The following is an 11614-nucleotide window of genomic DNA, read 5'->3' as shown; positions in this document are numbered from 1 at the left end:
CAGCACCAATGGCGAGCTCCCACAGCCGTGTAGTGGTCACGAAGTATGCTGGCGCCGGGTTCGTTTGGGTGTAGTAGATCGACCATACAAATGACGGAACGATGACCAGACCTACGCCGATCTGCAAAAAGCGGCGAATCCGTGCCCTCTGCATATCCGGATCAGATCGACGCTTTGCTCCACGGCCTGCTAGCCACAACAGGCCGATCAGTAGCGCGGGCCACACTATGTAGAACTGTTCTTCTACCGCCAAAGTCCAGAAGTGCTGCAGCGGGCTTGCTGCGGAGCCAGCGTCAAGATAATCCGTGCCATCGGCAAAAACCCAGTTGACCAGGTACAGCGCACTGCCAACGATTTCCGTGCCGATGCTTTCCCATCTGGTCCGTGGCAAGAGCACCAAAGTGAAGATAGCAACGAAGACCAGGACCACTGTTGCCGCTGGCAAAATTCGCCGGATACGCCGGGCATAGAAATCAGCTAGATCTATTCGACCTTTTTCCAGTGACTGGCGAACCAACATACCGGTTATGAGAAACCCGGAAATGACGAAGAAGACGTCGACGCCAACATAGCCTCCGGGTAACCACGTCAATCCTGCGTGGTACAGCAGAACAAGGCCTACGGCGATGGCGCGTAGACCTTGGATGTCCGGTCTAAACCTCGAACCGGCCTTAACCGCCGGCTCGTTTGGAGGCTTTACCGTTGCTGACGTCATTGTTAGGCGGACTCCACTGTCTCGATCGGGCTTAGAACTTCAAAACAACGTTAGTACGGAATTCTGAAAGTAACCTAGATGCCTTGTGAATGGTTGCAATGCGGAGTCGGCGAGGGGCCCGAACAGCAGCCGCCCAGCTCTGGAATAACAAAACCCCGGTTCCGCATGTATCTGCGAGAACCGGGGTTTCCGTACTTTGTGGGTCCTACCGGGATCGAACCGATGACCTACTCGGTGTAAACGAGTTGCTCTACCAGCTGAGCTAAAGACCCTTTGCGTTGCGCAACAAGATTCAATAGTAGCCCATTATTTTTAGCTTTGCAAAACGGCTAGATGATCCGCCATATTTCGGCTCCCAATTGTTGCCGACACGCGCTGCAGCACTTCGCCAGAACGATCTATCAACAGGCTCACTCGTTGCGGACGACCGGTCGTGTGGTCGAGCACTCCGTAGTGATTGGCAGCCGCTCCATGCGGCCAAAAATCACTGAGAAAGGGAACACTCAAACCCAGCTGGTCAGCGACCATGCGTAGAACCGGAACTGCATCGGGCGCGATAAGGCGCACACTGACTTGCTCGGCAGCGAGTTGGTCAGCAAGTTCATTGACTTGCCCAAGCTCAGACATACAGACCGGCGTATATGCGCCGGGAATGAAGATCAGCCAGGTTCTGTCACGACTTGGCTGATCCAGTCCCTCGACTGGTGGAAACTGCCATGCTTGACCAAACTGATCGCGCAGGGCTGGAGTGGTCATCACACTCGTCGTTCCAATCGAGTTGCTAACCAGTCTTCAGAAACTCCCGCGGTGATCGTTGTGCGGAGTCCAGCCACATGAGCAGACTCGCTGACGTCCATTGGAGAAACATGACCGGGTCGTGAAGCACGTGGAATGAGGAGCCAGATCGGCGCGTTCTCATCCAAGTTTGTCGTCGCATTTTCAAGAGCGTCGGTGAGTTCAGAGATATCACCATCGTCCTCGCGCCACCACAGGAGGACCGCATCCACGGGTTCCTGGTCCTCTTCCATGAGGAACTCTTCGCCGAGGGCGTCCTCAAGACCGTTCCGGAACTCGAAGTCGATGTCTTCGTCCCATCCCAGCTCTTGGACTACGTCACCAACAGCTAGCTCGAGTTCACCAATATAATGATTGTTATCTGGGTTCTTGCCAGACGACGAGTTGCTCACAACACTCCTTCTACTTACGTTGTTATTCTATTTTTCAAAATTCTTGAGACATTAGCAACATCTAGATATCCTACTGTGTCTCAACACCCCGTGTTTCACCCTTCATTTGAAGAGCTTTGACCGAATTTCAAACGCGCCTATTCGTCGGGGGTAGAATCTCTATGAGATCCCTTTGTCGTGGCGCACTTGACCACACATCGAGTGTGCCAACAAGACGACTTAACAAGCTGTCGTTAGAAGAAGAAAGAGGTCACTGTGAGTACAGCCGAAGAGAGCTATGACATTCGTAGTGGTTTGACCGACCATGCTCCCGATAAAGATCCTGAAGAAACCTCTGAATGGATTGAATCCTTTGACAGCCTGGTAGACATTGCTGGCACAGAACGCGCGGAATACATCATGCGTCAATTGCTACAGCGTGCAGGCACGAAATCCGTTGCCGTACCGATGGTTACGACCACCGACTACGTCAACACGATTCCAGCAGACCAGGAACCCGAATATCCAGGTGATGAAGAGCTAGAGCGTCGTTACCGTAACTACCTCCGCTGGAACGCCGCCGCTATCGTGCAGCGTGCACAGCGCGACGGCGTTGGTGTGGGCGGCCATATTTCCTCCTACGCCGGCCAGGCTACGCTATATGAAGTTGGGCTCAACCACTTCTTCCGCGGCCAGGACCATCCGGGTGGCGGTGACCAGATCTACTTCCAAGGTCACTCCTCGCCTGGTAACTATGCACGCGCATTCCTGGAAGGCCGACTTACTGAAGAAGAGCTCGATGGTTTCCGTCAGGAAAAATCGCAGGCTCCAAACGGTCTGCCCTCCTACCCGCACCCGAAAATGCTGGACGACTTCTGGCAGTTCCCAACTGTGTCCATGGGTCTAGGCCCACTGAATGCGATTCACCAGGCACAGTTCAACCGCTACCTCCATGACCGCGGCATCAAAGACACCTCGGACCAGCACATCTGGGCATTCCTTGGTGACGGTGAAATGGATGAGCCAGAATCTCGCGGTGCACTCCACATTGCTGCCAACAACAAGTTGGATAACGTCACGTTTGTCATCAACTGTAACCTCCAGCGTCTGGACGGCCCGGTTCGCGGTAATGGCAAGATTGTCCAAGAACTTGAAGCTTCCTTCCGCGGTGCTGGCTGGAATGTCATCAAGGTACTGTGGGGGCGCGAATGGGACCCACTGCTAGAAACCGATGACTCAGGTGAGCTCGTTCGTGTTATGAACGAGACCCCAGATGGTGACTACCAAACATACAAGGCTGAAGACGGTGGTTTCGTTCGCGAGCACTTCTTCGGACGCTCCTCGACCACCAAGGAACTCGTTGCAGATATGTCGGACGAGCAAATCTGGGGTCTGAAACGCGGTGGTCACGACTACAAGAAAGTTTATGCCGCGTACAAGGCTGCGACTGAATACAAAGGCAAACCAACTGTCATTCTGGCGCACACCATTAAGGGCTACGGTCTGGGAACTACCTTCGAAGGTCGCAATGCGACCCACCAGATGAAGGAACTGACGATCGACGAGATCAAACTCTTCCGTGATCGTCACCGTATTCCTGTCACCGATGAAGAAATCGAAAAAGACCAGTACGCGATGCCGTACTACCATCCGGGACAAGACGCCCCAGAAATCAAATACTTGCAAGAACGTCGCCAAAAGCTTGGTGGCTACGTTCCAGAGCGTCGCAAGAAGTACGACCCGCTGCCAATGCCACCGGAGTCTACTTATAAACACGCCCGTAAGGGTTCGGGTAAACAGCAGATCGCTACCACCATGGCGTTCGTGCGTCTACTGCGCGACCTCATGCGTGACAAGAATATTGGTAAGCGTATTGTGCCAATTATTCCGGATGAAGCCCGTACCTTTGGTATGGACTCGTTCTTCCCAACGGCAAAGATCTACAACCCTCGCGGACAGAACTACATGTCTGTGGACCGCGATCTGTTCTTGTCCTATAAGGAATCAACAGAGGGCCAGCTCTGGCATGTCGGCATTAACGAGGCCGGTGCGACCGCCGCACTGACAGCGGCGGGTACATCGTATTCGACACACGGCGAGATCATGATCCCGATCTACGTCTTCTACTCGATGTTCGGTTTCCAGCGCACCGGTGACAGCTTCTGGGCTGCAGCCGATCAGCTGACCCGCGGCTTTGTTATTGGTGCTACCGCTGGACGCACAACACTTGCAGGTGAAGGCACCCAGCACATGGATGGTCACTCACCAATCCTGGCTGGCACCAACCCCGGTGTGAAACACTACGACCCAGCGTTCTCCTACGAGATCGCACACATCATGCGCAACGGTTTGCATGAAATGTATGGCGATCACGATCTGGGCGACGATGTCCGGAACGTCATGTACTACATCACAGTGTATAACGAGCCAATCACTCATCAGCCAGAGCCAGAAGGCATCGATATTGATGGTCTGCTGCGCGGCATTTACCGGTACTCCAAATCTGACATTGGCGGGCCAAAAGCTAACCTGTTCGGTTCTGGCGTGTCCCTGCCGTGGGTTATCGAAGCTGCCGAGGTCCTGGCCAATGACTGGGGCGTATCAGCCGATGTATGGTCCGTGACCAGCTGGAACGAACTGCGCCGCGATGCCGTGGCTGCAGAACGTGAACGCATCACCAACCCGGATAACGAGCCGCGTGTCCCATACATCACCCAGGTGATGTCTGAGACCGAGGGCCCCGTTGTCGCGACCACCGACTTCGCTACCCTACTGCCGGACCAGATCCGTCAGTACGTACCGAATGAGTTCGCGACCCTGGGTGCCGACGATTTCGGGTTCTCCGATACTCGTGCCGCAGCACGTCGCCACTTCAAGATTGATACCCATTCTGTAGTTGTTCGCGCACTTCAGATGCTGGAAAAATCTGGCGATATAGACGAAGGCACTGCGTCAACCGCATTTGCTCAGTACGGGCTGGATGACGTCAACCGCGGTACCACCGGTATTGCTGGTGGCGACTCCTAAGCGCTGACGACCGCTGCTTATACATCCGCTACGGGGTGCTGGACCATTCCAGCACCCCGTGGCCTTTAACACGATAAAAATGCAGCAACCTCGGCTACGATGAAGGCGTGTACCGTGATCCTTCTTATTCCCCACCGCAAGGCCACAGCAGTCTATCTGGGCACCCGGAAGTGGCGCATTAGTTCATGAGTAGCTGGTCAACGAAATTTCCAAGGCCTATCTCAGCCGAGGCGAAAGCTGCAGTGCGAACCCACCTCGGCGAGTTGAAAACTGCTGCCCTACACCAGCTCAATACGTCGCTGCCGTGGTTTCGAGAACTCCCGGCGCGCGAACGGGCCAGCCTTGGCGAAATCGCTCAGCAAGGTTTGAGTACATTTGCTGACTGGTTTGAGCACAGCGAAAAAACAGTCAAAACTTCCATACACGGTATTTTGTTGTCTGTCTTTGGCAACGCACCTTCTGACCTGTCCCGCACGGTCTCTCTCCAACAAGCGGTGCAGCTCCTTCGGACGGTTTTGCAGGTCGTGGAAACGCAGCTCCCAGCCATCGTCGCCGACGCAGACAAAGCTGCCGCCAGGTATGCAGTGGTGTTTTATTCCCGAGAAATAGCATTTGCATTGGCCGAAGTGTACGCAAGAGCAGCAGAGACCCGCGGTTCCTGGGATACCCGACTGGAAGCACTCCTGCTGGACTCCATCCTGGCCGGCGATCGAGCTGATGAAATACGTTCCAGGGCCGCAGCTGCCGGGTGGAAAGCAACGCACGGGATCACGGTCATGGTGGGCAAACCGTATCATGTCGATGAGCCGCAGCTGGTTGCGCAACTTCGCGAGATTGCAACCCGTGCTAATTTACAAATCTTGATCGGAGTTTTATCCGACCGACTAGCAATCGTGTTGGGATCGATCCGAGACGTCCAGGCCGATACACGCACTATCCAGCGTGGCTTTGGGGACGGCCCAATTGTTTATGGACGCATGGTTGATTCGCTCGTTGATGCGCCGCTGTCCGCTCAAGAAGCTTTAGAGGGATTCACTGCAGTCCCGGCTTGGCCGGCTGCTCCCCGCCCCGTATCAGCGGCTGAACTCTTACCTGAGCGTGCCCTCAACGGCGATGCTATGGCACGAAATGCTTTAACCAGCCAGGTTTACAAACCCTTGGCTTCAGCAGGGCACTCACTGCTGCAAACGGTCGATGTGTACACGACCTCGGGAGGTTCGTTAGAAGCGACTGCACGACAGTTGTTTATTCATGCCAATACGGTTCGGTATCGGTTGAAGCGGGTTTCAGAAATTACCGGCTGGGATCCAACAACGCCCAGAGATGCATATGTCCTACAAGTTGCGCTCATGACGGGTAGACTTGATACGGTCTTAAACCAGCCAGAACAATGACCAGAAGCAATATTGCGGTCGAGCGTAGAAGAAACTTCTTTGTAGGGTTCCTACAAAAACTTTGTCTATACTCGTCGTCTAGGTTGCCAGGTTATACCGAAAGAATTTGGGAGAGTTAACCCTATGCTCGCAATCGTGTGCCCAGGACAGGGCTCTCAGACACCAGGATTCCTGGAACCGTGGCTCGAACTTCCCGGTATTGCTGAGGCCCTCAGACAATGGTCGGAAGCTACCAAGGTCGACTTGGTGGCTCATGGAACGACATCAGATGAAGAGACCATCAAAGATACCGCCGTTGCCCAGCCACTTATTGTCGCAGCCGGGCTGCTTGCGGCGCAGGCTCTGGACACCGACAAGTTGGATCCTCAACGCTGGATGACAGCTGGCCACTCAGTTGGTGAAATCACCGCAGCGGGTCTGGCTTCGGTTCTTTCCCCTGTAGATGCACTCGAATTTGTTCGCGTTCGTGCTCAAGGTATGGCCTCAGCAGCTGCTATGGAACCAACCGGCATGGCCGCGGTGCTGGGCGGCGACCAAGATGAGGTCGTTTCATACCTCGAAAACCTGGATATTACCCCGGCCAATGTCAACGGTGGCGGACAAGTCGTGGCTGCTGGCTCCAAGGACGCGCTAGCAAAGCTGGCAGAAGATCCCCTGGAAAAGACCCGTGTTATCGAACTCAAGGTCGCCGGCGCATTCCATACCGAATATATGGCACCTGCAGTTGCAGATCTGCAGGCATTTGCCCAAACACTTTCTCCGAATAATCCGACCATTGGCTTGGCGTCAAACAGCGACGGTGCTGTGGTCAGCTCCGGACAAGACTTTGTAGACCGTCTCATCAACCAGGTGACTTCACCGGTACGCTGGGACATGTGCCAACAAACTATGGTGGATGCAGGCGTAACCGGTATAATCGAGCTCCTGCCCGGCGGCACTCTCACTGGCATTGCACGACGCGCAATGAAGGGTGTCAAAACACTAGCTATTAAAACGCCGGCCGATTTGGATAAAGCTCAGGAATTTATCGCCGAACATACCCAGAACATCACAGCGTAAGGTTTATCTTGTCTACAGTCAGCTTGAATCAATACAACCCCACCAAGGGAAGTCGCATACTTTCTGTTGGCGCATTCCGGCCCAATAGGCTTGTCGGCAACGAAGAATTGGCCGGACCAATCGACTCCTCTGATGAGTGGATCCAGCAGCGCACCGGTATTGTGACACGTCAGCGTGCTGAAGCCGATATCTCCTTATACGATATGGCGCTGGGTGCCGGTAAACAAGCTATCGATCGGGCCGGGATCAAAGCGTCTGATTTGGATGCCATCGTCGTATCCACGGTAACCTTCCCATACCCGACCGGTTCTGCTGCTGCACTCATCGCCGGAGAGTTGGACATTACTGTTCCCGCCTACGATATCTCTGCAGCCTGTGCCGGGTATTGCTATGGCGTTGCACAAGCCGATGCGCTGGTACGTTCCGGTATGGCTGACAAAGTACTGGTCATTGGTGCCGAAAAGCTTTCGGACTTTGTAGATCCAACCGACCGGTCGATTTCCTTTCTCCTCGGCGACGGTGCGGGGGCAGTAGTCCTTGGCGCTGCCGATGAACCAGGAATTTCAAAATCCAACTGGGGATCCAAGGGCCAAGAATGGGACATGATCCGCATGACTCGTTCCAACTTGGACATGCGCGATATCATCGAGGAAGTCGAAAGAACGGGCGATGCTACCGCGATCACTGAACCCGGTAGCCAGGGCGGCATCTGGCCAACCCTGCGCCAAGAAGGTCCCTCGGTCTTCCGCTGGGCTGTCTGGGAGATGGCAAAAGTTGCCAAACAAACCCTGGCCGATGCAGGTGTGGAGCCAGAAGACTTGGCAGCATTTATCCCACACCAGGCCAACATGCGCATTATTGATGAGTTTGCCAAACAACTCAAACTCCCAGAACACGTGGCCATCGGTCGCGACATCGCAGATGCTGGAAACACATCCGCTGCCTCCATTCCAATGGCAATGCACCGTCTATTGGAAGAACGACCAGAACTATCTGGTGGTTTGGCCCTACAAATTGGTTTTGGTGCCGGGCTGGTCTACGGCGCCCAGGTTGTACGACTTCCATAAGTCCACAACCTGCACTGACCACGAAATTGTACAAACCTGTGCACGAGCAACGTTGCACGCCTATTAAAGGAGCCGCTCATGGCTAACAAAGAAGACATCCTGGCCGGCCTGGCCGAAATCGTCAACGAAGAAACCGGTCTAGAAACTGAAGAAGTCCAGTTGGACAAAAACTTCACCGATGACCTCGACATCGATTCGATCTCGATGATGACCATCGTTGTGAACGCCGAAGAAAAATTCGACGTGAAAATTCCAGACGAGGAAGTCAAAAACCTCAAGACTGTTCAGGACGCTGTCGATTTCATCGCAAACGCTTCCTAACACAATCGGTTGGACATTAGTGTCCGCCATGAGCGGTGGGCCGGGAAATTTCCCGGCCCCGCAGGCCGCCTCCCCTTCACAAAACATGAAAACCTCGGCCCCTGACGGGCCATCAAGTAATTGAGGCAATGGATATGACCCGTAAAGCCGTAATTACCGGTCTTGGAGCTACCTCCCCAATCGGTGGAGACGTAGAGACCATGTGGGCAAATGCCCTGGCAGGTACCTCTGGTGCGCGGCCAATCGAAAAAGACTGGGTAGAAGAGTACGACCTGCCAGTAACCTTTGCTGCGCAGCTCAGCAACGCGCCTACAGAAGTTCTCTCTCGTGTTGAAGCACGTCGCATGGATCCAACCACCCAAATGGGCCTCGTCGCAGCACGTGAGGCCTGGGCACACGCCGGGCTATCCACTGACGACCTTGATACAGATCGCTTGGCGGTCGCATTCGGTACCGGTGTCGGTGGTGTTTGGACCCTCTTAGACTCTTGGGACAACTTGCGTGAACGTGGCCCTCGCCGCGTACTGCCGATGACCGTCCCGATGCTTATGCCAAACGGCGCTGCAGCAGCTATTTCCATGGATCTCTCCGCACGTGGTGGCGCAATGACCACCGTATCTGCATGTGCCTCCGGTACCGAAGCGCTGGACAACGCACGTCGCCTCATCGAAACTGGCCAGGCAGATGTTGTCGTGACCGGCGGTGCCGAAGCTGCCATTCACCCGCTGCCAATCGCAGGTTTTGCCGCTATGCAGGCGCTGTCCAAACGCAATGATGACCCACAGGCCGCCTCTCGTCCTTACGATGTTGATCGTGACGGCTTTGTCCTTGGCGAAGGCGCCGGTGCCCTGATCATCGAGTCGGAAGAGCATGCACGTGCCCGCGGCGCTGAAGTCTATGCGGTCCTAGCCGGCTCCGCAGTAGCTTCAGATGCCTATCACATCACAGCTCCTGAGCCAGAAGGACTTGGTGCGTCGCGTGCGCTTCGTTCAGCAATGGCCAGTGATGACATCGATCTGAAGGACGTTGTGCATGTCAATGCTCACGCGACCTCGACCCCGGTGGGAGATCGCCCAGAGTACGTTGCTATGAAGACCGTATTTGGTGATCACCTGGACAATATCTTGGTATCGGCAACCAAGTCGCAGACCGGACACCTGCTGGGTGCCTCTGGCGCCTTGGAAGCTATCTTCACCGTGCTATCGATTTATCACCGCAAGACGCCCGTTACCATCAACCTTGACAACCAGGATCCCGAGATCCCCATGAATGTTGTCCACGGTAAACCAGGAGAGCTACCTTCTGGCGATATTGCTGCCCTAAGTAACTCATTCGGCTTCGGGGGCCATAACGCTGTCGTAGCGTTCCGCAACTACTAGACCAAATTTAAACGACTCAATGGAGGTCCGTTACCTACGATTGTAGGGACGGACCTCCATTGTCGGTGTGAAGGATCGTTCAGATATTAGCCAACCCGGTGCAGCCAGCGCACATTTGCACCATCGGCTGCTTGGCGGAACGGTTCTAGTTCCTCGTCCCAGGACTCGCCCAAAGCTAGCGACAGCTCGTGGTAGACGGCTGATGGGTCACCGCTGGCTTGCTCATAGGCATACCGAATGCGATCTTCAGAAACCATGATATTGCCGGTGACGTCAGTGGTGGCATGAAAGATGCCCAATTCAGGGGTATGGGACCAGCGTGAACCATCCGAGCCTTCAGAGGCTTCTTCGGTGATTTCGTAGCGCAGGTGTGCCCAGCCTCGAAGTGATGAGGCCAGTTTTGCTCCACTACCCTGTTGCGCCATCCAATTGATTTCGGCGCGGTAGGTTCCAGGTGCTGCGGGCTGAGCTTCCCATTCCAGTTGTTCCTGGGCACCCAAAGCAGCCCCGACCGCCCACTCAATATGTGGGCAGAGGGCTGCAGGGGCAGAGTGCACGTAAAGTACACCTCTTGCGTCAATGCCAGACATTCCGATCCTCCATTGTTAGCGGTACGTCTTCCCCTACGACCACTCAATATGAGATCTTGCATGTTCTGACAGCAACCATTATGCCTGATCGGTCTCATTATAGCCACTAGCGCTACGACAAATCACGGAACTGGCCTGATTGTCACTAATCTAGTCAACCTGCAGCTACAAGATCAGTCGAGTGACTCACGGCTGCTTATGCTCGTGGATGTGCCTGGTTATAGCCTTGCCGCAACCTGTCTATCGAAACGTGTGTATACAACTGCGTCGTTTGCAGCGATTCGTGCCCAAGTAATTCTTGTACCGAACGCAAGTCGGCCCCTCCATCCAGCAGATGTGTTGCCGCAGTATGCCGGAGTACGTGCACGCCAGAAGCTGATGTGCTCCCCAGATCCCGAAGTACTTTGTTGACTACCTCCCGGACCTGTCGGGCACCAATCCGTTTACCGCGCACGCCAAGAAAAACGGCTGGGGTGTGTTGATTCCCCGAAAGCACCTGTGCCCGGCCGCGTTGCAACCATGCTTCTAGGGCCTTCACGGCTGGTTTAGTCAAGGGAACAACGCGTTGCTTATTTCCCTTCCCGGTCACTTTGATCATTGACCGCGAGAAATCCACATCATCGATGTCTAGTCCTTCGAGTTCAGCGACTCGAATGCCGGTCGAATATAGAATTTCAACCATGGCGAGATTTCGCAGTGCCATTGGTTCCGCGCTAGCGCCATCCTCGGGCGACACTTTTGCTTGCAAGCCTTCCAAGGCCTGTCGCATCTGTCCTTGGGACAGGGTGTCGGGTAGATGTGATGCCTTTTTCGAAGCGACCAATCGTGCAGCTGGATCATCTTCACGAACACCCTGGCGAACTAACCATGCCATGAACTGACGCACCGATGTACTT

Annotated in this window: 11 protein-coding genes and 1 tRNA gene; 6 read left to right on the top strand and 6 right to left on the bottom strand. The window is 54.6% G+C overall.

Annotated features, from left to right (window positions below):
- The 4 genes from L0H14_RS09840 to L0H14_RS09825 all read right to left on the bottom strand — a co-directional run.
- Nucleotides 1-715: acyltransferase (locus L0H14_RS09840; RefSeq protein ID WP_301421754.1), on the bottom strand; the 715-nt coding region annotated here is incomplete at its 3' end.
- Nucleotides 716-914: 199 nt separating this feature from the next.
- Nucleotides 915-987: transfer RNA gene (locus L0H14_RS09835), tRNA-Val, on the bottom strand.
- 40 nt (nucleotides 988-1027) lie between these two features.
- The gene (locus L0H14_RS09830) at nucleotides 1028-1471 is read right to left on the bottom strand and encodes a redoxin domain-containing protein (RefSeq protein ID WP_301421752.1); all 444 of its coding nucleotides are present in this window, start codon (nucleotides 1469-1471) and stop codon (nucleotides 1028-1030) included.
- Complete coding sequence (locus L0H14_RS09825; protein ID WP_301419759.1) at nucleotides 1471-1902, bottom strand: DUF3052 domain-containing protein; 432 nt, start codon at nucleotides 1900-1902, stop codon at nucleotides 1471-1473. The genes L0H14_RS09830 and L0H14_RS09825 overlap by 1 nt, the downstream gene beginning before the upstream one ends.
- A 255-nt stretch (nucleotides 1903-2157) precedes the next feature.
- On the opposite strand from L0H14_RS09825, the gene aceE reads away from it, so the two are divergent.
- The 6 genes from aceE to fabF all read left to right on the top strand — a co-directional run bounded on the left by aceE (nucleotide 2158) and on the right by fabF (nucleotide 10128).
- Complete coding sequence (aceE, locus tag L0H14_RS09820) at nucleotides 2158-4908, top strand: pyruvate dehydrogenase (acetyl-transferring), homodimeric type (protein WP_301421751.1); 2751 nt, start codon at nucleotides 2158-2160, stop codon at nucleotides 4906-4908.
- 185 nt (nucleotides 4909-5093) lie between these two features.
- Nucleotides 5094-6302 carry a CdaR family transcriptional regulator gene (locus L0H14_RS09815; protein WP_301421750.1) on the top strand — a complete coding sequence of 403 codons (1209 nt, stop codon included), beginning with the start codon at nucleotides 5094-5096 and terminating at the stop codon, nucleotides 6300-6302.
- A 123-nt stretch (nucleotides 6303-6425) separates the two neighbouring features.
- On the top strand, nucleotides 6426-7361 hold the full coding sequence (locus L0H14_RS09810) for an ACP S-malonyltransferase (RefSeq protein WP_301421749.1): 936 nt from the start codon (nucleotides 6426-6428) through the stop codon (nucleotides 7359-7361).
- A gap of 8 nt (nucleotides 7362-7369) precedes the next feature.
- A complete protein-coding gene (locus tag L0H14_RS09805; protein WP_301421748.1) occupies nucleotides 7370-8428 on the top strand; it encodes a beta-ketoacyl-ACP synthase III in 1059 nt (352 codons plus the stop codon).
- Nucleotides 8429-8506: 78 nt separating this feature from the next.
- Nucleotides 8507-8749, top strand: coding sequence for an acyl carrier protein (locus tag L0H14_RS09800; RefSeq protein WP_022871652.1), 243 nt, complete (start codon nucleotides 8507-8509; stop codon nucleotides 8747-8749).
- A 134-nt stretch (nucleotides 8750-8883) separates the two neighbouring features.
- Nucleotides 8884-10128, top strand: a complete 1245-nt coding sequence (fabF, locus tag L0H14_RS09795; RefSeq protein ID WP_301421747.1) for a beta-ketoacyl-ACP synthase II — start codon at nucleotides 8884-8886, stop codon at nucleotides 10126-10128.
- Between the two features lie 86 nt (nucleotides 10129-10214).
- On the opposite strand, the gene L0H14_RS09790 is transcribed toward fabF, so the two are convergent.
- A complete protein-coding gene (locus tag L0H14_RS09790) occupies nucleotides 10215-10718 on the bottom strand; it encodes a DUF3145 domain-containing protein (protein ID WP_301421746.1) in 504 nt (167 codons plus the stop codon).
- A gap of 196 nt (nucleotides 10719-10914) precedes the next feature.
- The coding region (locus tag L0H14_RS09785; protein ID WP_301421745.1) for a tyrosine-type recombinase/integrase at nucleotides 10915-11614 on the bottom strand (700 nt) is incomplete at its 5' end.

Source organism: Yaniella sp., assembly GCF_030453185.1.
Taxonomy (GTDB): domain Bacteria; phylum Actinomycetota; class Actinomycetes; order Actinomycetales; family Micrococcaceae; genus Yaniella.
This window is presented reverse-complemented; position numbering and strand designations above follow the sequence as displayed.